The organism is Streptomyces actinomycinicus, assembly GCF_016741775.1.
In the GTDB taxonomy this organism is placed as follows: Bacteria; Actinomycetota; Actinomycetes; order Streptomycetales; family Streptomycetaceae; genus Streptomyces; species Streptomyces actinomycinicus.
This window is the reverse complement of the sequence record NZ_JAERRK010000023.1, coordinates 1-21,176: the sequence shown is the minus strand read 5'-3', so window position 1 is coordinate 21,176 and position 21,176 is coordinate 1. Positions and strand designations below refer to the sequence as shown.

At 69.5% G+C, this 21,176-nt stretch carries 20 protein-coding genes and 4 pseudogenes; 11 read left to right on the top strand and 13 right to left on the bottom strand.

What is annotated here, in order from left to right; genetic code table 11:
* Positions 1 to 23: 23 nt before the first annotated feature.
* The 5 genes and pseudogenes from JK359_RS31785 (at position 24) to JK359_RS31765 (ending at position 3,459) form a co-directional block, all read left to right on the top strand.
* Entirely contained in the window at positions 24 to 767 is a 744-nt protein-coding gene (locus JK359_RS31785) for a thioesterase II family protein (RefSeq protein WP_201842980.1), read from the top strand.
* Positions 764 to 2,248: an MFS transporter gene (locus tag JK359_RS31780; protein WP_307788343.1), complete on the top strand. Its 1,485-nt coding sequence runs from the start codon at positions 764 to 766 to the stop codon at positions 2,246 to 2,248. Before JK359_RS31785 ends, JK359_RS31780 begins: the two co-directional genes overlap by 4 nt.
* A gap of 496 nt (positions 2,249 to 2,744) precedes the next feature.
* A pseudogene (locus JK359_RS39430) lies at positions 2,745 to 2,972 on the top strand (oxidoreductase); the annotation flags it as partial.
* 68 nt (positions 2,973 to 3,040) lie between these two features.
* Complete coding sequence (locus JK359_RS31770; RefSeq protein WP_201842976.1) at positions 3,041 to 3,184, top strand: hypothetical protein; 144 nt, start codon at positions 3,041 to 3,043, stop codon at positions 3,182 to 3,184.
* Positions 3,169 to 3,459 carry a DUF6841 family protein gene (locus JK359_RS31765; RefSeq protein ID WP_201842974.1) on the top strand — a complete coding sequence of 97 codons (291 nt, stop codon included), beginning with the start codon at positions 3,169 to 3,171 and terminating at the stop codon, positions 3,457 to 3,459. Before JK359_RS31770 ends, JK359_RS31765 begins: the two co-directional genes overlap by 16 nt.
* Before the next feature lie 342 nt (positions 3,460 to 3,801).
* On the opposite strand, the gene JK359_RS31760 is transcribed toward JK359_RS31765, so the two are convergent.
* Both JK359_RS31760 and JK359_RS31755 read right to left on the bottom strand, forming a co-directional pair.
* Entirely contained in the window at positions 3,802 to 4,371 is a 570-nt protein-coding gene (locus tag JK359_RS31760) for a GNAT family N-acetyltransferase (RefSeq protein WP_201842972.1), read from the bottom strand.
* A 225-nt stretch (positions 4,372 to 4,596) separates the two neighbouring features.
* Positions 4,597 to 5,287: pseudogene (locus JK359_RS31755) on the bottom strand (winged helix-turn-helix domain-containing protein); the annotation flags it as partial.
* 193 nt (positions 5,288 to 5,480) lie between these two features.
* Between JK359_RS31755 and JK359_RS31750 the strand changes: the two are divergent.
* A complete protein-coding gene (locus tag JK359_RS31750; protein ID WP_201842970.1) occupies positions 5,481 to 5,867 on the top strand; it encodes a hypothetical protein in 387 nt (128 codons plus the stop codon).
* Between the two features lie 569 nt (positions 5,868 to 6,436).
* Here the strand turns inward: JK359_RS31750 and JK359_RS39420 are convergent.
* The 4 genes and pseudogenes from JK359_RS39420 to JK359_RS31735 form a co-directional block, all read right to left on the bottom strand.
* Positions 6,437 to 6,709, bottom strand: coding sequence for a Rossmann-fold NAD(P)-binding domain-containing protein (locus JK359_RS39420; RefSeq protein WP_236678766.1), 273 nt, complete (start codon positions 6,707 to 6,709; stop codon positions 6,437 to 6,439).
* 20 nt (positions 6,710 to 6,729) lie between these two features.
* The gene (locus tag JK359_RS31745; protein WP_307788342.1) at positions 6,730 to 7,296 is read right to left on the bottom strand and encodes an NAD(P)H-binding protein; all 567 of its coding nucleotides are present in this window, start codon (positions 7,294 to 7,296) and stop codon (positions 6,730 to 6,732) included.
* Positions 7,297 to 7,319: 23 nt separating this feature from the next.
* Positions 7,320 to 7,718, bottom strand: a pseudogene (locus tag JK359_RS31740) (zinc-binding dehydrogenase); the annotation flags it as partial.
* Between the two features lie 557 nt (positions 7,719 to 8,275).
* The gene (locus JK359_RS31735; RefSeq protein ID WP_201842968.1) at positions 8,276 to 8,803 is read right to left on the bottom strand and encodes a hypothetical protein; all 528 of its coding nucleotides are present in this window, start codon (positions 8,801 to 8,803) and stop codon (positions 8,276 to 8,278) included.
* Between the two features lie 244 nt (positions 8,804 to 9,047).
* Between JK359_RS31735 and JK359_RS31730 the strand changes: the two genes are divergently transcribed.
* Complete coding sequence (locus JK359_RS31730) at positions 9,048 to 9,356, top strand: hypothetical protein (protein WP_201842966.1); 309 nt, start codon at positions 9,048 to 9,050, stop codon at positions 9,354 to 9,356.
* A gap of 216 nt (positions 9,357 to 9,572) precedes the next feature.
* Here the strand turns inward: JK359_RS31730 and JK359_RS31725 are convergent, their stop codons facing one another.
* The 4 genes from JK359_RS31725 to JK359_RS31710 form a co-directional block, all read right to left on the bottom strand.
* Complete coding sequence (locus JK359_RS31725) at positions 9,573 to 10,382, bottom strand: winged helix-turn-helix transcriptional regulator (protein WP_236678764.1); 810 nt, start codon at positions 10,380 to 10,382, stop codon at positions 9,573 to 9,575.
* An 87-nt stretch (positions 10,383 to 10,469) separates the two neighbouring features.
* Positions 10,470 to 12,050, bottom strand: a complete 1,581-nt coding sequence (locus JK359_RS31720) for an MFS transporter (protein WP_201842962.1) — start codon at positions 12,048 to 12,050, stop codon at positions 10,470 to 10,472.
* An 84-nt stretch (positions 12,051 to 12,134) separates the two neighbouring features.
* Entirely contained in the window at positions 12,135 to 12,461 is a 327-nt protein-coding gene (locus JK359_RS31715; protein WP_201842960.1) for a hypothetical protein, read from the bottom strand.
* 285 nt (positions 12,462 to 12,746) lie between these two features.
* Positions 12,747 to 13,877 (bottom strand): FAD-dependent oxidoreductase, encoded by a 1,131-nt coding sequence (locus JK359_RS31710; protein WP_201842958.1) that lies wholly within the window; start codon positions 13,875 to 13,877, stop codon positions 12,747 to 12,749.
* 127 nt (positions 13,878 to 14,004) lie between these two features.
* On the opposite strand from JK359_RS31710, the gene JK359_RS31705 reads away from it, so the two are divergent.
* Positions 14,005 to 14,586: a TetR/AcrR family transcriptional regulator gene (locus tag JK359_RS31705; protein WP_201842956.1), complete on the top strand. Its 582-nt coding sequence runs from the start codon at positions 14,005 to 14,007 to the stop codon at positions 14,584 to 14,586.
* 311 nt (positions 14,587 to 14,897) lie between these two features.
* Here JK359_RS31705 and JK359_RS31700 read toward each other — a convergent pair whose 3' ends face one another.
* Together JK359_RS31700 and JK359_RS31695 are read right to left on the bottom strand one after the other, a co-directional pair.
* Positions 14,898 to 15,386: a hypothetical protein gene (locus JK359_RS31700; protein ID WP_236678763.1), complete on the bottom strand. Its 489-nt coding sequence runs from the start codon at positions 15,384 to 15,386 to the stop codon at positions 14,898 to 14,900.
* Between the two features lie 627 nt (positions 15,387 to 16,013).
* Positions 16,014 to 16,622, bottom strand: a complete 609-nt coding sequence (locus JK359_RS31695; RefSeq protein WP_201842952.1) for a TetR/AcrR family transcriptional regulator — start codon at positions 16,620 to 16,622, stop codon at positions 16,014 to 16,016.
* Positions 16,623 to 16,683: 61 nt separating this feature from the next.
* Between JK359_RS31695 and JK359_RS31690 the strand changes: the two genes are divergently transcribed.
* The 3 genes and pseudogenes from JK359_RS31690 to JK359_RS31680 all read left to right on the top strand — a co-directional run bounded on the left by JK359_RS31690 (position 16,684) and on the right by JK359_RS31680 (position 20,693).
* Complete coding sequence (locus JK359_RS31690) at positions 16,684 to 18,048, top strand: flavin monoamine oxidase family protein (RefSeq protein WP_236678762.1); 1,365 nt, start codon at positions 16,684 to 16,686, stop codon at positions 18,046 to 18,048.
* A 27-nt stretch (positions 18,049 to 18,075) separates the two neighbouring features.
* Positions 18,076 to 19,803 carry an aldehyde dehydrogenase family protein gene (locus tag JK359_RS31685; protein WP_201842948.1) on the top strand — a complete coding sequence of 576 codons (1,728 nt, stop codon included), beginning with the start codon at positions 18,076 to 18,078 and terminating at the stop codon, positions 19,801 to 19,803.
* 355 nt (positions 19,804 to 20,158) lie between these two features.
* Positions 20,159 to 20,693 (top strand): annotated as a pseudogene (locus JK359_RS31680) (hypothetical protein).
* Here JK359_RS31680 and JK359_RS31675 read toward each other — a convergent pair.
* Positions 20,608 to 20,784 carry a hypothetical protein gene (locus JK359_RS31675; RefSeq protein WP_307788366.1) on the bottom strand — a complete coding sequence of 59 codons (177 nt, stop codon included), beginning with the start codon at positions 20,782 to 20,784 and terminating at the stop codon, positions 20,608 to 20,610. The pseudogene JK359_RS31680 and the gene JK359_RS31675 overlap by 86 nt on opposite strands.
* Between the last annotated feature and the right edge of the window lie 392 nt (positions 20,785 to 21,176).

Genomic DNA, 21,176 nt, shown 5'->3' with positions numbered 1-21,176 from the left:
AAAGGCAGACGAGGACCACATCCGTGCCCACACTTGTCCGCCTCGCCCACCGCCCGAAAGCAGCCGTACGCCTGTACTGCCTGCCGCCCGGCGGTTCGGGCCCGGAGTTCTACCAGCGCTGGGCCGACCTGCTGCCGGCCACCGTCGAGCCGTACGCCTTCGCCCTGCCCGGCCGAGGCAACCGTCGCGACGAGCCGTCACCGACCGACCCGAGTGCACTCAGCGCCGCACTCGCCTCCCTCACCGACGATGCCACCGACTCACGGCCCTTCGCCCTGTTCGGGCACAGCTTCGGTGCCCTGCTCGCCCACGAGACCGCACGACGCCTGCGCCGCACCACTCGGCGTGAGCCCGCGCTCGTCGCCCTGTCCGCCCTTCCCCCACCCCACCAACGGGAATTCGAACGGCTCCTGGCCACCCTGGTGACGTCGGGCCTCGACGCGTTCACCGACTTGGTAGGGCCGCTCCCCGCCGAACTCCTCGAAGACCCGGTGACCGTGACCCGGCTGTGCACGCCGCATCTCGCCGACCTGGTCCTCGCCCTGCACCACCGCCACCATGACGAACCTCCGCTGCAGGTGTCTTTGGCCCTGTACGGGGGCGAGACCGACCCCTTGGTTCCGCCCGGCTGTCTGGAAGGCTGGAACGACCTGTTCACCACCCCCACGACACCCCACCTCTTCGCCGGGCGCCACACATACCCGCTCCACCAGGCTCCCGCCCTGGTGCGGCAACTCACCAAGGACCTGCAGAGGGCGATCCGGTGACAGATGACCGTGACCGTGACCGTGAGCGCTGGGTGGCCGCTGTCGTCGTCTGCCTCGGCGTGTTCCTGCTCGGCATGGACCTGACCGTCCTCAACGTCGCCGTACCCGACCTGGACCGCGATCTGAAACCCTCCATGGCCGAGGTCCAGTGGATCGTCGACGCCTACGCCCTGGTCCTCGGCGGCATCGTCCTGACCGCCGGAGCCCTCACCGACCGGATCGGCCGACGCCGCGCCTTCACGATCGGCCTGGCCATCTGCGGCACCACATCCTCGCTCGGAGCCCTCGCCGAGGACCCGGACTGGCTCATCGCCGCGCGCTGCGGCATGGGCGCCGGGGCCGCGCTGCTCATGCCTGCCACTCTGTCGATCATCACCAGCCTCTTCACCGCCCCCGCCCCACGCCGCCGGGCGATCGCTTTTTGGGCCGCCTCCCTCGGCGTGGGCGGTATGACAGGGCCCGTCCTCGGCGGTGCCCTCGTCGAGGGCTTCTCCTGGCGCGCCGGATTCTGGGTGAACGTCCCGATCGTGGCTGTGACTTTGGTTCTCACCCTGCTCGTCGTGCCGAAGTGCGGATTCCGCCGTGCCGGAGGCCGCAGCGGGGAGCGGGTCGACCTCCCGGGCGCGATGATGTCGGCGTGCGGACTGCTCACGCTCGTCTGGGCAGTGATCGAAAGCCCTTCGAAGGGATGGACGAGCGCACCGGTGCTGACCGCTTTCACCCTGGCGGCCGCCCTGCTGTCCGCGTTTGTCGTGCACCAGAAGCGCCGCGCCGACCACGCGATGCTGCCCCTGCCCCTGCTACGGCTGCCCGGCGTGGTGCGCGGCGCCACATCTCTTACGCTGCTGTCCTTCGCGATGTACGGAGCACTTTTCGTCATCACCCTCTACCTCCAAGGGGTCCTGGGCTACACCCCCTGGCAGGCCGGCCTACGCACTCTGCCCTTGGCGGGGGCCCTCGCCGCGGGCTCGCTCGCAGCACCAAGGCTGCTGACCCGGAACGGCGAGCGAACACCGATCGCGGCCGGACTCCTCCTCACCACCGCCGCGTTCGCCGTGCTGGCCCGTACCCGGGCCGACTCCGGCTACGGACATCTACTCGTCTTCGAAGTCGTCGCCGGGTTGGGCGCCGGCCTGGTCGCGGCCGCCGGTACGGAGACCGTCATGGGCGCGGTCCCGCCGTGCCACGCCGGACTGGGATCGGCGGTCAACGACGCCACCCGCCAGGTCGGAGCCTCCCTCGGCGTCGCCGTCCAGGGGTCCGTCCTCAGCACCGTCATCACCGACCGCTTGGGCCCCATGGCCGCGGCGGCCACCCCGGCCGCCGTACTGCCTCCTTTCCCGGCCGCCCGGCAGGCGTTCGTCGACGGCCTCACAGCGAGCGCCCTGACCGCAGGGAGCGTCAGCCTGGCAGCCACCCTCGCGGTCATTCCATGGCGCAGCACGATTCCGGACGCTACGACGTCCCATGAGGGACTTTGAACCGGCTCAGGCTCAAGGACGGATACGCACCGGACGCTCCCGTGGCTGCTGTGCTCTCCCTGATCGGGGCAGTGATCGGCACCGAGGTGTTCCCGGCCGGCGCGGCCGGATACCGAGAACTGCCGAACTCGGCCATCGGGCTGAGCACGGTGCGGCCGGCCGGAGTGGAGGGGACCGGCTCCTTGGGTCGCTCCCGGCGCCACTGCCGTCCTGACTGGCGTTGCAGGTCTGCTCCCCACTGACTCGGCTATGTGCCTGCTGCTGGGCGAGCTGCTCCGTGACTCGGGTGCGGTGTGCTCTGAGAAGCTGTGTCACAACGGCTTTCCGCTGATCAGGGCATCATGCGACCGGGAGGAAGCTCAGCATGATCTCGCGCTACCCCAGGTTGGAGGCGCGGGGAAGCTCGTGTCCGCGGCGCGCAAGCGGCGCCGCGACGTTCGCGTCGCAGGGCTCGGAAGAGCGGCCGGAGCGGGGGATGGACCGAATGCCGTCGGGCGGGTTCGGTGCCCTTCACCGCGGCTGTGACGCCCCCCAGGTCTGGGCGGCCACCTCCCCGCAGCTGGCCCACACCGGCGGCGTCTACCTGAACGACCGCGACATCGCCCCGCTCTCCTAGGACGACGCACCTGGAGTACGGCCCTACGCGGTCGACCCCGAACAAGCCGCACGCCTGTGGACCCTGTCCGCACAGCTGACCGGCACCAACGCCTTCGCGAACCGGTGACACGGCGGCAAAGGACACCCCTCCAAGGCACCCACGTCTGACGTCACCGCAAGAAAGGCCACGAACCCATGACGCACACCGATCCGCCCGCCGTCGCGAACGAAGCACAAGCATGGTTCGACGGTTACGTCGAGACGTTCATCGAACTCGCGGCGAAGGAAGCACCGATCCCGCGCCGCTCCTCGACTACTTCTCCGTGCCGATCAGCATGACCACCGGCACGGCGCACACCGTGCTCACCTCCGCCGAGGCACTCTCCCAGGGACTGGGACACGAACTGCGCGCACTGCGCAACGCCGACTACGGAGGCAGCAAGGCCCTCGACCCGGTGGTGCGCGCGCTCAACGAGCGGGCCACGGAGATCGAGGTGACCTGGGCGCGCCAGGACCGCCAGTGGCGGGAGTTCCAGCGTGTCCGTGCCCTCTTCCTCGCCGCCCGGACCGACGCGGGATGGAGGACGGTCGCCTCCGTCATCCTGGCTAGCTGACGAAGCTGTTGGCATCATCGGCTAGGCGGCGTGCAGAGCGGGCTACGGGCGTCGGGCGACCACGGCCGCGTGGCTCGTCCATTGACCGCCGGCTTTCCAGCGGTCGACGGAGACGATGCTGATGCCGAGCAACCGGCTGATCGCCGCCTCGGGCAGGGCCTGGCGAGGTCGCGCAGGGCGGCGTGTTGCGTGGCCCGGCCGGGAATCCCGGCTTTCTGCAGCCGGTTCCTGACCGTTGAGGCGCTGAGGTGCTGCTCAGGTATTCACCTCGAACAGGCCATCCCCCACCAGACATACCGGGATTCTCCGTAGGGAAGACACGAACAGGAGGTGGCGTCGGGCTCAATCGCCTGATCGACTGCCAAGATCCGCGGACAGCGCCGCGTAGATGTACTCGCTGCCCCAGCGATCCCCGTCGAGGTCGTTCTCGACCAGGTGCGCCTCCCGGCGCATCCCGAGGCGCTCACAGACCCGCACAGATCCGGTGTTCTCCACATCCAGCCGTGCGTAGAGCCGGTGCACGCCCAGCGTGTCGAAGGCAAACCCGGCCAGCGCCGCGGCCGCCTCGGTCGCGTAGCCGTACCCCTGGTGACCTGGGTCGAGAGTCCAGCCGATCTCGGCCTGCGCGGCGCGGGCATCGGCCAGGGTGAGGCTCACCTCGCCAAGGACGCCGGGCTCATCGCGTCGGCAGACAGCGAGCGCCAGCTTGTCCCCGTCCGCGCGCCAGGCCGTCTGCGCCGCGCGCTCGGCGGCAACCTGCTCGCTGCGCTCACGCGTGTGCGCCGGCCGGTACAAGTAGCGCGCCACGCTCGGCAGGCTCTGGTAGGCGTACAGGTCGTCGGCGTCGCCGGGAGTGAACAATCGCAGTGACAACCGGGCCGTGGTCAACGGCAGCAGCGAGGCGACGTCCATGCGGACCTCCGGGACGCAGGTGTGGAGCAAGTTGGGGACTGATCTTCGCATCACGGCTGCCCGGCAGCCACGCCTTTTCAAGAGCAGCGCTCGGCAGCCGCGCTTCACCACGAGGCGCGGCATTCCAGGAGTTGTCTACTGACTCAGGCTCCTGGCCGTGGTGGGACCAGGCCCGACAGACTGTGGAGAGCCACGAGGGCGGCGCCATGCTGCGCCCGGCCGGGCGTCCGGGCACGGCCGGTAGATCAGCCGCGAGCGTTCACCGGGTTGGTAGCAGGCCAGAGCAGCGACGGTTAAGCGGCGTCGGGAGCGGCCCCGCACGCGCGCAACGGAGGTATGGCCGCGGCGGGACCAGGTACGGCTGGTCGGCGGCGTCATCGAGAAGCCAGCTTCGTCCTCGAAGACGAGCCAGGCGCCGAGCGCCGCCACGGTCCTTCCACCTGCGGCCAGGTCTCCTTCACCCAGCCGGCAGCGCGGCCCCGTCGCGCTCCAGTGCCCGGCGGGCCGGACCCTGGCAGCTCCAGCCGTGCCGTTTGAGCAGGGCGGCCACTCCCTGCACGGTGTAGCTCTTGTGGAACCGGCGACCGATGAGGGTGTTGACCCGCGAGAGGGTCCAGGTCTGGTCCGGCCAGCCGTGTGCCACCGGCCCTTTGGCCAGCTCCTGCTCCAGCACCGCGAGCAGCTCGTCGCTCAGCAGCGGCAACGCCGCCGGCCCCTTCGAGGCCAGGGCTCTCGGCCCTCCCTGAGACCAGGCCTTGCGCCAGCGCTGGACCGACCGGACGCTGACCCGCAGGTCGTCCGCGAGGGCCGCGCTCTGGTCGCCCTGGGCGAATCGCCCGGCCGCCTCCATCCTCAACTTCTCGCGGAAAGCCCGCCACTCTTCGGTCAACCCGCCCCTTGCGCCTACCTCATGCAGTCGGCATACCGCAGGGATCACCGGCCGTCAGCCCCCGTCGACACCACGCATTGAAGGTCAGTAGCTGTTGTAAGCGTCCATAGGGCGCAGAAGTTTGCACTTGAGGGCAAACGGTCTCCCCAATGGCGTTGTAATCGCACTGTTACCGGCCGGATATGGTTCTGTTATTGGCATCATGAGACAGTCCTTTGTCATGATCAAGACACGCATCAAGCGGATTTCCTTTCTGGCGGTCAGTGCTGCAACTGCCGTGGTATTTGCGGCCTCGCCGGCGTCTGCCTACACCGACATTGAAGTCACGGACAGCGCTCACACGGGAACCTTCTGGTTCCACGACGACGGGGATACCTTCACCGTTTGCGACACGAAGGTGGACGGGGCTGGTGTCCTCGGGAGACTTTATTACAAGCCGCTGCTCGGTGACTGGTACGTAACTGACCACGCATCGGATGGCGGGGACTCCGGGTGCGGACACTTCGCCCATGATGTTAACGGTGTGGGCGACTACCAGATGAAGCTTTACTGGATGGGCCCCGGCTATCCGAAGGAAATTGCATCTAGCCGCGTTTTCAACGAATAAGAGCTGGGATTTCATTCGGCTAGCGTATTCAGCGTTTCGAGTTGAGACTCGGCGGACGCTGCATTTCTACTAGGTGGCAATGCCTGTCCGTGACGGCCCCTCCCTCTCCGGGAGGGGCCGTTTGTCGTTGCCTGACGCCGACCCGACCGTGGGGGAGACGGACGTCCCTTCCCGCTACTGCTGGGTCAGTGGAGGCCGCGTTCGTACTCCCACGCCAGGATCTGCCATGTCAGGTGATGACGGGCCTCGACCTCTCGGGCTCGCCTCTCCCACGGTGGTCGACGATGAGCTTGCCCCCGGTGATGTCCGTGGCGATCGGGTGCCATCGGCATGGAAGGCGTACCCGTACGCCCCGGCGTAGATGTCCCGCAGGGCAGGGTCCTCCGACTCGTTTTCGTCGACCCATTCGGCGATCGCCTCTTCCATCGTTCGTTGACCGGCACGCATTCCCTCGGTGGCGCGCCCCCATGACGACTATCTGAGCGGCCGTTTGCGAGGCGGTGGCGACGTGGAGTCGGCACGCACAGTTCATGGCCTCGTATCACCAGACCATGGCCCATGAGCCGAGATCACGAGCGACCCTGGGGCTGTGGGGCCGGTGTGTTCCTCAGGAGGTGGTCGAACCCGAGCGGTGGGCGTCCGAGGAGTTCGGTGACGTCGTTCGTGGCGCGGTCGTAGCGGTTATCGCGGTGGAGTCGGGCCATGGTGGCGATGTGCTCGTCGACGTGGGGTGGCAGGTCCGCCTTCTTCAAGTCGTCTTGCAGCCACGCCTCGTAGGGCACGTCGACGTAGGTCACAGTACGGCCCAGGGCGGTGGAAAGTTCGGCGGCGATGGCGTTCATGTCACGCGACTGTGCGCCGGTCAGTTCGTAGATCCGGCGCGATGGCGCGGTGGCGCGGTCGAGGCGAGGAGGAGGTGTGCGATGACCTCCGCCACGTCGGCCGCGACGACCGGTGACGTCCGGGCGGAGCCGAACGGGAGACGGATCGTGCTGTCACACTGGGCTGAGGTGGCGGCGACCCGGGCGAAGAGCGGGTTCTCCATGAAGACCGTGGGCCGCACGTGTACGACCGGCGCTCCCGACCAGTCGAGGACATGCTCGGACAGCCAGTGCAGTCGCTGTTGCCGGGATTCGGCGTCGCTGGTGAGGCTCATCTGTGACACCGTCATCTGCGACATGCTCACCAGCAGGTCGAGGCCGTCACCTTCCTGGATGGCCGCTGCGACCGTCGTGGCGGCTTCCAGGTACAGGGGAGACACGCTCATTCCGAAGTAGGCGCGGTGGCAGCCCGAGAGTGCGTCGACCACATCGGCGCCGCGCGTGAGGTCGCCGACCACCACCTCCACGCCGTCCAGGACCCGTAGCGCCGCGGCCCGCTCGTCGTCGTGATGCACCAGGGCCCTCACCGGCACACGGTTCGCACGCACATGGTCGAGGATCATGTTTCCGACAGCATTTGGGACGGGGGGACGCCCAAGGGGGTGGTGTCGGCTCCGATGACCACGAGTTCCCCGCGGGGGCCAGGCCGGGCACGGTGGCGGTGAAGGTTTCGGAGTTTCCGGTGGTGGCGAGGACGACGCTGACGCCGCCTAGGCATCGGAGGGACTCGGCGACCGGGATGCCGGAGGTGCTGTCGACGTAGTGGTGGGCGCCGAGCTGTTTGGCGAAGTTGGCCTTCTCCGCGCTCCGGGCGATCGCCACGGTCTCGAAGCCCATCGCCGCCGTGAACTGCACCCTCGAGATGGCCGAGGCCGCCGAGGCCGAGCACCGCGACCAGGTCGCCGGGCCGGGCGGAGCTGTGCCGCAGTCCGTTGAAGACGGTGACGCCCGCGCAGGCCATCGGCCCGGCGAAAATGACGCCCTGCGCGGCGGCGGCTAGTCGTTCCCCTGCCCACCCGCAGCACACCCGCTCCGCCCGCACCGTCCTCAATCCGGCACGGCAGCGCAGGCGTCTGGCGTGCGGACCGGCGCGGGCCTGCGTAGTTGTAGCAGTGTGATGCTCTATACCCCGATCGAACCGATGCTGGCCGAAACGTGGCGGGCCTGTCCCGTGACGGGACGCTGCCGGGGCACCTGGTCGCGGAAGCCGGACGGTTTCCGCTGCATCCTCTTCGCGCGTCCCGGCCTGGTGATAGCCCAGTCGCGCGCCTTCGTGATCTGGGCAACAGGCCGGGGCCTTGCCGGCGAACTCGTAGTCCCCCGGGCACCCAAGATCGGAAAGACTAGGAGGGGCGAACTGGCATCTTTCTGAGGTGCCGTCGCTCGTCGCTGTCGCCGCGCGGTAACTCACGATCCCGCGGGTTCCGCCCCTCTGCAGAGAAGCGTGCGCTCGCTAGGACAGCAGCCCTCTCTGCCGCTCGTAGCCCGGAGAACCACTCGGGCAGTCCCAGGAACACGATGGCTCGTTCAGCACATGGAGTGGGTGACTGTGGTGTCAGGGATCTTGGCGGCCTCGTAGTGGCTATGGTTTCCGGTCAGTTTTGCCTTGGTGCCGAAGGTCTTGAAGGTGAACTGACCATGAGCACTTCCGTCACAGTTGAAGCGGAACGCGTTGGCGGTGACAGTGGGCTCGTCGATCAGCCCGTTGTAGACCAGACCGAAACCACCACTCTTCACCAGTTTCTTCTGCCCGTCACGGATCTCGAACCGTCCAGAGACGCGGCAGTTCATCTGGCTCCAGCCGATGACCTGCCCGCCCCAGCACTTCGCCTGGAAGGAACCGTGGGGCCCGCCGTAGGTGCCGAGACAGGTCTTCCAGCGCGCTGAGGTCCACCGGTCGGAACTGTAGCTGTCCGTTTCCGGGGTGCAGGTTTCGTCGGCGGCCTTCCGAGCGGCAGGCGCTACGGAACCGGCGTGCGAGGGAGCCGCCCCTGCCGTTGCGGCCACCGTCATGCAAACGGCAGCGACAACGCGGATCATCTTGGTCGTCTTCACATGCCAGTGAACGATGATTACCGCGAACGGTCACTCCGTACTCGTCAGCAGACCGGCCCCGCTCTGTCGCGGCCGCATACACCGTGGCGCCGCCTGGAGGGTGCCGCCAAGAACCCATGACCATGATCATTTCAGCGCCCACCGCTGTACCGATGTTCCCCGAAGACCTGATCACCTCTGGCGCATCCGCGGGCAATCAAACTCTGGGTCCGGACATTGGTCCCCGCTGGTCGAGCGCACGGTCGTGGAGGAATACGACAGTCGCGGAACAACTGTACTCCGCCAGCATGCCCGCACCACCGCCGAAGCCCTGGTCGGCGGGATCACCGGGGCGCTCGCCTCTCCCGCCGCACTGCTACTGGCCCGCTACGACGCCTTGGGCAACCTGCGGCTGATCGGTCGCACCACAGCCCTGCCCACCACCCAGCGGCGCGGCCTCGCGCCGCGGCTGCATCCGGCCGGCCCCGACCATCTCTGGCACGGGCGCCGGTTCGGCGCTGGCTGGGGCACCCGCGGCGAACCGGAGTGCCACCCCGTCCTCCTGACCTGGTGACGGAGTTCCAGGCCGACACCGCCGTCGACGAGGCTCGGTACCGTCACCCCGTCCGCTTTCTGCGGCTGCGCGACGATCTTGCCGTGCAGCAGGCCCCGCCCTTCGGCATGTGAGGGCGCCCCCATGAGCGGTCAAGCGGCGGCCGGGATGCCCATCTCGACGCCGCGACGGGGTCGCTGATGCTGTGGCGCCAGGGCCGGCTGTGGCGGCACTTCCCTAGACGCTGCCTGGACATGGCGGTTGACGGCACGCTGGACCGGGACGCGGTCGTGCCCGTGCGATCGCCGTGGAGGAGAAGTCCACACCGGTGACGCACGTGCGCCCAAGCGCGCTCAGTTCAGGGTGTCCATACCGAAGTGGCACTGCAGGTGGAGGAGATCCCATACGACGTGGAGGCATTCCTCGTCGGAGGGCAGACGCTGCGCGGGATCGAGCGAGAACTCGCGGGCGACGTGGCAGGCAGGCCTCTCCTTCTGCTTTATGTTCCAAGGACGCTTCCGATGGGCAGTTGGCGGCGCAGCCGCTAGAGGAGCGGCCGGCCCTCTTTCGCCAGCCTTGCTGGACGGTCCTGCGACCACTCGAGGCACCGCCTCGGTGGTGTACCAGGTCCGTGGACCTCCGGTCCGCCCCCGCCCGGTCGCGTTGCGGAGACCGCGTCGCCTCGGAGGCCTTCGCAGGGAGGTGGTCCTCTGCCCACACGGCCAGGGCGGTCAGGGGTATGAGGAGCGCCTTGCCGTGGGAGGCGAGCGTGTAGACGGTGCTCGTGGGCGTGCCCGGGTGGGCGGTTCGGGCCACCAGGCCGAGGGCTGTCATCTCCCGGAGGCGTCGGGTGAGCAGGCCGTCGGTGAGGCCGGGGACGCGCTCGTGTATGAGGTGGGGGTCGGCTGGGCCCTTGGCGAGGGCCGTGATGATGAGCCCGGTGCCGCGTGTGCCGAGGAGAGCGAAGGCCCGGGTGAGGGCTTCCAATGGCCCCGGCAGCCGCTCAGGGTCGGGTCGGTCTGCTGTCCGGGTGCGCGACGGAGTCATGTCGATCCTTCCCGGTACGGCGCGTGGGACGGATCGTGGTCCCGCGCGCCGCCCGTCGTGGTGGGTGTGTCCGGCTGTCGGTTGGTGCTACGCCGTCGCCTGAGCCGTGTCACGGTCTGTGCCGTCGGTCTGCGTCTCCCCGGCGACCGTGCCGGGCTTGCCGGTCCGGCGCAGTAGGAGGGTGACGACGACGGCGGCCACGATGGTGGTTGCGGCGCCGCTGATGAGTGCGAGGTGCATACCGGAGGCGAACGCGTCGCGGGTGCGGTCGATCAGTGCGGGGTTGCCCGTGGCGTGGCCTATGTGGTTGGCGGCGGCGAGGGAGGAGCGTGCCGCGTGCGCGATCGGTGCGGGGAGCCCGCTGGTGTCGAGCTCGTCTCGGTACTGGGCACTCATGAGGCTGCCGAGGACGGCGATGCCCAGGGCGCCGCCGAGTTCGCGGGACAGGTCGTTCACGGCGGATCCCACGTTCTGCAGACGGGGCGGCAGAGCGTCGGTGATCGCCGCGGTGGCCGGCGTGGTGGCAAGTCCCATGCCCGCGCCGAGCGGCACGAGGCCGCCGGCGATCAGCCAGTACGAACTGCCGGCGTCCAGCTGGGCCAGCACGACCAGGCCGGTGGTGACCAGGAGGAGCCCGATGGTCCAGGGGCCGCGGGCGCCTCGCCGGGCGACCAGGCGCGGGCTGAGACGGGCACTTGGGATCATCGCCGCGGACATCGGCAGCACGCTCACCGCGGCCATCAGGGCGCTGTCGCCGCGCACCAGCTGGAGGTACTGCATGGTGACGAAGATGAACCCGAAGAACGCGAAGAACTGCAGAGTGGTCGAGATCGATCCGGCAGCGAACGCCTTGTGGCGGAACAGCCGCGGGTCGAGCAAGGGGTGCGGGTGCCTCAGTTCCCAGGCGACGAAGGTGACCAGGACAGCGAGTCCGAGGGCTGTGCCCACCAGGGTGGGCGCGCTGCCCCAACCGTGCTCGGGCGCCTCGATGACCGAGTAGACCAGCGCTCCCAGCCCCGCCACCGTGAGAGCCGCTCCGGTCACGTCCACACGCTGCTTGCCCGGCTGCGCGGACTCCGGCACGAAGACCTGGGTGCCGATGAACGCCACCGCTGCCATCACGGTGTTCAGCCAGAACACCGAGCGCCACGACCACACCTCGAGCAGCGCCCCGGAGGCGAACAGCCCCAGGGCGGCGCTGGCGCTCGCGACGGCCGCCCAGATGCTGATGGCACGCGCCTGCTGGGTGCGGGGAAACGTGCTGGTGATCGTGGACAGCGTGGCGGGCATGACGAACGCGGCCGCCACGCCGAGCACCGCGCGCAGGGCGATCAGGACGTCCGGCTCGGTCGTGAAGGTCGCGGCGAGCGATACCGCCGCGAACAGTCCGACGCCGCCGAGCAAGGCCCTGCGACGGCCGAAGCGGTCGCCGAGGGTCGCTGCGAGCAACAGGAGCGATGCAAAGATCAGGCTGTAGGAGTCGATGATCCACGACAGCTGGGTCTGGTTGGCGTGTGTCTCTCGGGCGATGTCGGGCAACGCCACGCTCAGCGATGCCATCGCCGATACGACGGTCGCCAGGGCCAGGCAGGTCACGGCCAGAACGGGGCCGGTGCGCACTGCGCGCACCGGCCCTGTGGCCTGGTGCGGAAAGGGGGAGCCGGACACGGGGGAGCCTCCTGTGAACGAACTGGTGGACTGGACGAAACTGGTGGACGGGCGGCGCTCGGGGCCGGGCCGCTCTCACCGGGGTCAGCTGGTCACGACGTCTTCGAGGTTGCGGCGCGGGCTGAGGCCCGGGGTGCGCTCGGGGTGGCCGATGCGGAAGGGCAGCAGGCCCATCGAGGCGGGGAAGCCGAGCAGAGCGGACCAGCGGGCGGAGAAGACGTCGGGGTTGCCGGCCGCGTTGTCGCGGTCGATGCGTTCGGTGATCTGGTTCATGTGGTGCAGGCCGAGGCCGAGCGTTTTTGCGGTGAGGTGCATCCGGGCCAGCAGCCGTCCGCCGTTGAACTGGTCGGTGCGGTTGGTCACGTCGTCGACGGTGATGACGCCGTAGGCGGTGGCGGCCGCGGTGTGCACCTCGGGGGTGGCCTTGCCCAGTAGGCGTCGCCGTCCTTGCGGGACTGCGCCGGCAGGAGTGTCGCGGCGAACAGGGTCAGCCCGCCGAGTCCCTGACCGTCGAGGGTGAGCCCGTCGCGGTGCTGGTCGATGCTGCTGCGCGCGCTGCGGAGCCAGGTGAAGGCCTCGGGAGAACGTCGACCCGGCCTCGGTACGCGCTCTGCTGACCCTGCTCTGGGACGCTGGCCACCACGTGCTGGCCTTCGAGGAGACGACAGTCTGAGTGGCCCCCGAACGACGTTTGCACTACCGGTAGTTGAGCTCGGCGAGTTCGGTGGCGAGTTTCTTCGGCATGCCCGTGTGGCCGAGCAGGGGGAGCACGGTGTTGCGTGCCCCTCGGGCCATCGGGTTGCGCGTGGTGGCCACGCGGGTCATCCGGTGGGTGAAGGCGACCACCCGCTGGGCCACGCGGCGGCGCTGCGCCTCGTAGCCGTCGAGCTGCCCGGACGCCACCGCACGGCCGAGGGCGTAGCCGTCCTGGATGCCGGTGTTCATTCCCTGGCCGCCGGCGGGGCTGTGTACATGGGCGGCGTCGCCGGCCAGCAGCAGGCGCCCCGCCCGGTAGCGGTCGGCGACCCGGTGGTGCACCCGGAACCGCGACGACCACGCCAGCCCCGTGACCTGAGCCTGGCCGGGGGCGCGCTCGTCGAGCAGACGCTGGACGAAGGCCATGTCAGGTGTGGTGGGCGCGTCGTCCACGGTGGCGACGACCCGGTAGTGACCTCCGGGGAGCGGGGCGACGACGGTGAGTCCCGCGGTGTCGAAGGTGAGCGAGACCTCACTGGGGCCCGGAGACCAGTCCATCACCACGTCGGCGAGCACGAAGGACTCGGCGTAGGCGTTGCCGGTGAACCCGATGCCCGCGGCTTCACGCACGGTGCTGTGCATACCGTCGGCGCCGACGGCATACGCGGAGCGCAGCGTTTCACCGGTGGTCATGGTGAGCGTCACGCCGTCCTCGTCCTGGGCGACGGAAGCGACCTCGTAGGGGCGGTGCACATCGCCGCCGAGCGCGCGCAGCCGGGCCAGCAGCACCCTCTCGGTCTCGTACTGAGGAACCATCAGCGTGTACGGGTGGGGTGTGGGCAGCTGGTCGAAAGGCACGGTCAGCAGTCGGCGGGCGCCGTCGCGGACGGCGAAGCGGGTGACCTGAACGCCTCGTGCGATCAGCTCCTCGGAGGCTCCCAGCTCGTCCAGGACCTCCAGGGTGCGGGCGTGGACGACGGCGGCACGTGAGGTGTTCGCGCCCTCGGCCAGCCGGTCCAGGACGACGAAGTCGATGCCGGCGGAGGCGAGCGTGACGGCGAGCGCGAGCCCGGTCGGGCCGCCGCCGACGACGGCGACCTCGGTACGTTCGGGGAGCGCGGTGGTGTTCATGGCGGGGCTTCCCTTCTGACCCAGCTAAGCCAACATCCGATTGCCAACATTTGTTGGCCAACGTTCGTTGTCATGATGCGCGGCTCGGCACTGGAAAGTCAACACATGTTGGCCTACAGTTGTTGACATGACCCGGGACACCGAGACCAGCACCACCGACAGGCGTTCGGACCGCACCAAGGCCGCGATCCTGCGCGCAGCACGGGAACGATTCGCAACCCAGGGCTACGAGCGCACCACCATCCGAGCCGTGGCCTCCGACGCCGGCATCGACCCGTCGATGGTCATGCGCTACTTCGGCAACAAGGCACGGCTCTTCGACGCGACACTCACCATCGACCTGCGACTGCCCGACCTCACGGCCGTCCCGACGGACGAACTCCCCCAGACCCTGGTACGGCACTTCCTCAAACGCTGGGAGGGTGACCCGGCCGACGACGCACTGCTCGTCCTGATGCGTTCGGCGGTCACCAATGAACAGGCAGCCGCGCGGATGCACGAGATCTTCGCGGCGCAGGTCGCCCCGGCGCTGGCCGCGGCCCTGGGCCCTGAGCTCGCCGCACACCGCGCGGGCCTGGTCGCCGCGCAGCTCCTCGGCCTGGGGCTCACCCGCTATCTGCTGCGCCTCCCGGCGGTGACCACACTGACGCCGGACGAGATCGAAGCCGGCCTCGCCCCAGCCATCCAGGCCGTCCTCGACCCGAACTAGGCCGGCTCTCTCAATGGCGGAAGGGGTGGCTGATTACGTCTCCGTCGGAGTCCCGGCCACCACGACGGGCCGGGACGCCGCGAAAAAGGTGCCGGGCACACAGGTAGCGGTCTGCAACCACGGGGCCGTGCGCGCGTGCCCGGCGTATTCGGTCGGAGGTACGCACGGTCTGCTGCAGCTTCTGTCCCTCCTGATCGGTCAGCCTGCGCACATGGGCAGGCTCAGCCACCACGCCCCCAGCAATCGGACGGCCGTCTACGCCCATCCAACCGCCGGAGCCATTGACCCGGTCCACCTTCCCGGTCAGAGCACTAGCAGGTCCGGCGGGCGGGCAGACCCGCCCTGGCGCGCCAGTAGTCCGCGTCACGCGGGTCGGCCAGCCATCCGATCAGACGCTCAGCGCCCGTTTGGAAGGCCTGGAGCAGAGAGGTCGCGTCACCGACGACAAGGCTGCGGGCATCGACGTCATGGGTCGCGTGATCGGTGGTGCACCAGCAGGCCACGTTCACGGCCGCGTCGACCGCGAGCTGGCCCAGGTCTGTCCACACCACCTGAAGCAGGAACTCCAGCTGGTCGCCCCCGTCGGCATGGTCTATGACATCCAAGCCGAGGATGATGGGCGTCCCAGGCTGCGGGCCAGGGAAGACCGCGTGGTCCGGCGCCCACTCCCACTCCGCTTTGTCTCCGTTGACGCGAGCTGCATCGACGGCACGGGCCGCGTCCTTGAGGGCCTCCACGCCAGCAGGCGATAACTCGGGAAACAGTGTGGTCAATGGGACGTCGTCGAAGGCACCTCGCATGAGTCGATCATGCGTTCTCTCCGGCTCACCCAACAAGGGTCCCCTTCCTAGAGATTTCCCTACAAGACCGGCAAATTGGGTGGCCGCCCAGCTGAGCACGTTTCCGCGTACCTTGCTGAGCACCTCAACGAGTACCCCGGCACCTGCGGCTTGGAGCCGCACGCCGAGTTCGAGCGGCGCATGCGCCACAGGGCGCTGAGCGCGGCACACAGCTGATAGTGATCAGTCGGCAGCCGACCGGCCGGCTTGCCGAGAGGGGCCCGAGGCCGGTGCGCGATTCGGGCCCCTCGCCCGTGCCTGACCTGAGTGCCTGGCGCGCGGAGAGATGCTGCCGGTCCGAGCCTGGAAGCACCGCGGTCGGCGCCGGCCGTGCGCAGGTTCTCGTTGCTCGCGACACAGGCCGTCCTCGCCGACCAGCCAGACGCCCTTCCGTCGTCTCAGATCGCCCGTGAAGCCCGATCGTCTTCACAGGCGTGGCAGTTCCTTGCAGCCTCGGCCGGCCGGTGTGGTCCTGCCCAGGCTGACCGAGGAATCCGCCGCGGCCGATGGTTCGCACGGCACTCCCGTCCCGAGGAATCGGACACCGCCTCGGTCTCCAGGGGGGTGTGACAGCGGGGGCGCGACGGGTCACGCCGATGGCGGGACGCTGTCGGTAACCACCCCGCCGATGAGATCGCGGACGAGGGCGGCAGCCTGGGTGCGGGCCTGCTCCGGCTCGTCGGTCTCCGTGATCGTGATGGACAGCTCGGTGAGCGCTCCGTAGAAAGCCCGGGCGACCAGGTCGGCCGGGTGGGGCCGCAGCCGGCCGGCGTCGAGAGCGGCGTTCACGACGTCGAGGACCAGGCCGCCGAGGTGGAGCCGGTCCAGTTCGCGCCACCGCTGCCAGCCCAGGGCGATCGGCCCCTGCTGGAGCACGATGTGCCGGTAGGCGCTTTCGGCGCAGACGTCGAGGAACGCGTCGACGCCCTGGTAGGCGCGCTCGCGCGGATCGGCCACGGGAGCGATCGCCGCGCGGATGCGCTCGGTGGCCTGCCGTTCCAGTTCCTCGAAGACGGCCTCGAAAAGTCCGGGCTTGCCGTCGAAGTGGTGGTAGAGGGCGCCCCGGGTCAGCCCGGCGGTGCGCACTAGCTCCTCCGCGGAGACGCTCGCGTAGCCCCGCTCGGTGAACAGACGCAGCCCCGTGTCGAGCAGGGTGCGCCGCGTGTTCTCCGCGTACTTCTCGCGCAGTGTTTCCATACATCATGGATATCACATACGTTGTGTATGTCAGATGCACCCTGTATGAATGGCGGGCGTGATGGAGAAGTCAGTGGACGTCGTGATCGTCGGTGCCGGGGTGGCGGGGCTGGTGGCCGCCCGTGACCTCATACGAAGCGGAACGGACGTACTGGTCCTGGAGGCGCGCGATCGAGTCGGCGGCCGGCTCCTCAACGGACAGCTGCCCGGCGGCGCCCCCATCGAGGTGGGCGGGCAGTGGGTCGGCCCGACCCAGCACAACGCCATGAAGCTGATCAGAGAACTGGGCCTGCGCACCTACCCGACCTACGGCGAAGGCGAGCACATCGGCGAGTTCGGCACCTCCCGCTGCCGGTACACGGGCCGGATACCCAAACTGAACCCGCTGGTCCTCGCCGACATCGGACAGACCCAGTACCGCCTGGACCGGATCGCCCGCCAGGTCGCCGCGACCGACCCGTGGCGGGCGCCCCACGCCGAGGAACTGGACCGCCAGACCTTCGACACCTGGCTGCGCAGGACCGCGCGCACCACCGGCGGCCGCGACTTCTTCCGGCTGGTCACCGAGGCGGTCTTCTCCACCGAGCCCGAGGACATGTCCGCGCTCTGGGCCGCCTTCTACGTCGGCGCCGCCGGCGGCCTCGACCCGCTGATCAACGTCACCGGCGGGGCCCAGCAGGACCGCGTCGTCGGCGGGACCCAGCGCATCGCGCTCGAACTGGCGGAGGAACTCGGCGACCGGGTCCTCCTCGAAGCCCCCGTCACCGACATCGACTGGCAGCCCACGGCGACCACGGGCGTCCGCGTCACCACACGCAGCGGCCTGACCGTCCGCGCCCGACGGGCCGTAGTCGCCGTCCCGCCGCCGCTCGCCGCCCGCATCCGGTTCACCCCGGGCCTACCCGGTGACCGTGACCAGCTCGTCCAGCGGATGCCGACGGGCCGGGTCATCAAGGTCAACGTCGCCTACGAGGAGCCCTTCTGGCGCCACGCCGGCCTCAGCGGCCAGGCGAACAGCACCCACCGCCCCCTCGGCACCGTCCTCGACAACACCCCGCACGACGGCTCGTGCGGCGTGCTCGTCGGATTCCTCGAAGGCCGCCACGCCGACGCCGGCTCACGCATGGACCCCGGCGAGCGCCGCGCCCAGGTGATCCACGACCTCGTCGGCTACTTCGGCCCCCTGGCCCGCGACCCCCTCGCCTACATCGAACGCGACTGGGCGGAGGAGGAGTACAGCCGCGGCTGTTACGGAGCGTTCGCCGTGCCCGGCACCCTCACCCGCTTCGGCCCGGCGCTGCGCCGCCCGGTCGGCCCCCTGCACTGGGCCGGCACCGAGACCGCCACTCGCTGGGCCGGCTACATCGACGGAGCCGCCGAATCCGGCCACCGCGTCGCCGACGAGATCCTCCCCAAGCTGTCCTGACCCCGACACGTGAGCGAGGCCCCCACCATGACCACCACACCCGCCACCGGCGGCACCAGCCCCGACCCCGACGCCCTCGTCGCGCGACTCGCCACCGGTGAACGCGCGTGGGCCCGCACCTCCCTCGCCGAACGGCGCGAACTGCTCCTCGACGTCGCAGCGGCCACCGCGGCCGTGGCCGAGGAATGGGTCCGTACCGCGGCCGGGATCAAGCAGCTCACCCCCGCCTCCCCGCTCGTCGGAGAGGAATGGATGAGCGGCCCGTACGCGCTGCTCACCTACCTCCAGGCCCTCCAGGAGACCATGCGCCGCCTCGACGAGGGAGCCGACGTCCTCGGCGGCACCCGGATCACCCGGGCCCCGGGCGACCGGCTCGCCGTCCAGGTCCTCCCGTACGACACCTACGACAAGCTCCTCATGAACGGCTTCCACGCCGAGGTCTGGACGACGCCTGGTGTCACCGAGGAGCAGCTGCGTGCCACGGCCGGCCTCACCCAGCGGACACCGCGAAGGACCAGGGGAGTGGCCCTGGTCCTGGGCGCCGGCAACATCTTCTCCATCCCACTCCTGGACGTGCTGTACCAGCTGTACGCCGAGAACCGCACCACCGTCCTCAAGCTGAACCCCACCACCGACCCCCTCGCCGACGTCTACCGCGCGGTCTTCGAACCGCTCATCGACCGGGGCCTGGTCGAGATCGTCACGGGCGGTCCCGACGTGGGCATGGCAGCCGCCGGGCACCCCGGCATCACCGCCGTCCACATGACCGGCAGCGAAGCCACGCACGACGCGGTGGTCTGGGGCACCGGCGATGCGGCGGCAGCCGCCAAAGCCACCGGCACACCGAAACTGTCCAAGCCCATGACCAGCGAACTCGGCGGCGTAGCGCCGATCATCGTCCTACCGGGAGAGTGGTCCGACGCGGACCTGCGGTACCAGGCCGAACACGTCGCCACCATGCGCCTGCACAACAGCGGCTGCAACTGCATCGCCGGCCAGATCCTCATCCTCAGCTCCGACTGGGCCCAGAAGAACGCCTTCCTCACCGCTCTGCGCCGGGCCCTGGCCACCGCACCTGCCCGACCGGCCTGGTACCCCGGCTGCGAGGCCCGTGTCCGCTCTGCCCGCGAGCTGCATCCCGGCCGCGCGGAGAAGCCCGGTGGCACCCCGGAGCGCACCCTCCTCACCGGCCTGGACCTCACCAGCCCGGACGAGTCCGCCTTCACGACCGAGTACTTCGGACCGGTCCTCGGGGTCGCCGAGCTCTCCGGCACCGGATCCCGGTTCCTGGGCGCCGCCGTCGCCGCCGCCAACGACCGCCTCCACGGAACCCTGGGCGCCAACCTGATCGCCCACCCCGACACCCTCAAAGCCCTCGGCCACCGCCTGCGCGCCGCGATCGCCGACCTGCGTTACGGCACCGTCGCCGTCAACGCCTGGACCGGCGTCGGCTACGCCACGCCCCGTGCCACCTGGGGTGCCTTCCCCGGCCACACTCTGGACGACGTCCAGAGCGGCATCGGCGTCGTCCACAACGCCCTCCTCATGGGCCACGCGGAACGCACCGTCGTCACCGGCCCCTTCCGCCCTGCACCACGATCCGTACTGCACCGCGGCACATCCATCTCCCCCAAGCCCCCGTGGTTCGTCACCAACACCACCGCCGCCCGCACCGGCCGCCTTCTCACCGAGTTCGCCGCTCACCCCCGATGGCAGGACCTCCCCGCCCTCTTCGCCTCCGCCTTCCGCGGCTGATCTCCACCTCGTTGGCGAGGGGTATGCGCCGCGCCCAGTGCGCAAACCCCTGTCACCTTCGTAGGGAAGCACAGCGAGACGTGAGTCTGTCCGCGCTCAGGGTTACGGCGAAGGGGGTGTCGGAAGCGCTCAGACCTGGCTGCACTCGCACGAGTGTCGCTTCTGAAGTACGAGTCTCAGCGCCGTGGCCAAGTGGCCACGGCGGCCACTCGGTCTGAGATCTGGCCAGGAAAGCTGAGAGGTCGTTCTCATTCCGAACCTCACGTGCGGTTTCCACTGGTCCGGCATGAGATGCCGGCTGCCACGGAAGTCTCGGTCCGCTGCTGACCGAGGTGTCGTGGGGCGGATGCCGTCGATGCGTGTGGTGTCGGAAGCGCGGCAGAAGGCCGCGGCGGTGCGAGTGGAAGACCTCGAAGCCGAGCTGGAGCGGGTGCGGGCGGCCCTGGCGGATCCACAAGAGGTGCTCAGGCGCCGGGTGATCGGCCTGGAGCAGTATCTGGAGGCGCTGGCCGATGAGGAGACGCCCGCCGCAGTGACGGATGGTGTGTCGCAGAGGAAGCCGGTGGGTCCGCGCAGGGCGGTGCCTCACCGCCTTGACGCGGCCGGAACCGAGGTGCTGTCGGTGGACTGCTAAGCGTAGATGGCCGCCGCCTTGGAGGCGGCAGCCGATGGCCTGGGTGCCCGGCGGGCAGCGGTGGTGCGGGGCTGGGGACAGCGCCTCCGCCTCACGTGCCGAAGGAGCGAGGGACCGGCTGAAACGGTTGGTGGAACGTGGCCGGCTGGCCGAGGAGAAGCCAGGCAGATTCACGCCGCCCGCACCGGAGCAGGACGCTGCCGGCGCTGGGCGGCGAGGTGGTCGGGGCGGTTGGCTTCGCGTGATTGTTCGGTGATGCGTTCGGTGCCGCCGCAGATGGCGGTGATGGCTGCCTCGCGGATGAGGCGGGCGAGGGATCCGATGCGGCCGACGGTGCGCTGGTGCATGCGTACGTCCCGCGCCATCACACGCTGAGAATCTCTACCGACAGGGCGCCGACCACGGCAGCGCCGACGCCCTGGTTCGCCTGATCCGGATGCGGGAGGAGGCCGGTGCCCTGCCGGTGTCCGGTGTCTCAAGGCGATCTGCTGTGATTGGTCAGCCGGGCATGGGGGTGAGGCACGGGAGACTCTGGCAGGCCGCGGAATCTCATGTGGAGCCTGGGATTGTGACCAGGGCTGCCGATTTGGTGATTGACGTCGTCGGGCGGCCGTGGGCGAGCCCTTTGTGGGCGGCGAGTCAGGCCGGGACTTTCTGCGTGCCTTACTGGTTCTGTTCGGCCCAGGCGCGTTCCAGTTGGGTTCGGAAGGTGGTGGGCTCGTGCCCGATCAGCTCGGCG

What these genes read in the sequence shown, in the direction of transcription:
- JK359_RS31725 (WP_236678764.1), bottom strand. Translation starts at nt 10,382, where the DNA reads ATGACTCCGTCGCGCACCCGGACAGCAGACCGACCCGACCCTGAGCGG.
- JK359_RS31710 (WP_201842958.1), bottom strand. Translation starts at nt 13,877, where the DNA reads ATGAACACCACCGCGCTCCCCGAACGTACCGAGGTCGCCGTCGTCGGC.
- JK359_RS31770 (WP_201842976.1), top strand. Translation starts at nt 3,041, where the DNA reads ATGACGCACACCGATCCGCCCGCCGTCGCGAACGAAGCACAAGCATGG.
- JK359_RS31695 (WP_201842952.1), bottom strand. Translation starts at nt 16,622, where the DNA reads ATGGAAACACTGCGCGAGAAGTACGCGGAGAACACGCGGCGCACCCTG.
- JK359_RS31705 (WP_201842956.1), top strand. Translation starts at nt 14,005, where the DNA reads ATGACCCGGGACACCGAGACCAGCACCACCGACAGGCGTTCGGACCGC.
- JK359_RS31750 (WP_201842970.1), top strand. Translation starts at nt 5,481, where the DNA reads ATGATCAAGACACGCATCAAGCGGATTTCCTTTCTGGCGGTCAGTGCT.
- JK359_RS31700 (WP_236678763.1), bottom strand. Translation starts at nt 15,386, where the DNA reads ATGCGAGGTGCCTTCGACGACGTCCCATTGACCACACTGTTTCCCGAG.
- JK359_RS39420 (WP_236678766.1), bottom strand. Translation starts at nt 6,709, where the DNA reads ATGAACGCCATCGCCGCCGAACTTTCCACCGCCCTGGGCCGTACTGTG.
- JK359_RS31690 (WP_236678762.1), top strand. Translation starts at nt 16,684, where the DNA reads ATGGAGAAGTCAGTGGACGTCGTGATCGTCGGTGCCGGGGTGGCGGGG.
- JK359_RS31675 (WP_307788366.1), bottom strand. Translation starts at nt 20,784, where the DNA reads ATGCACCAGCGCACCGTCGGCCGCATCGGATCCCTCGCCCGCCTCATC.
- JK359_RS31760 (WP_201842972.1), bottom strand. Translation starts at nt 4,371, where the DNA reads ATGGACGTCGCCTCGCTGCTGCCGTTGACCACGGCCCGGTTGTCACTG.
- JK359_RS31685 (WP_201842948.1), top strand. Translation starts at nt 18,076, where the DNA reads ATGACCACCACACCCGCCACCGGCGGCACCAGCCCCGACCCCGACGCC.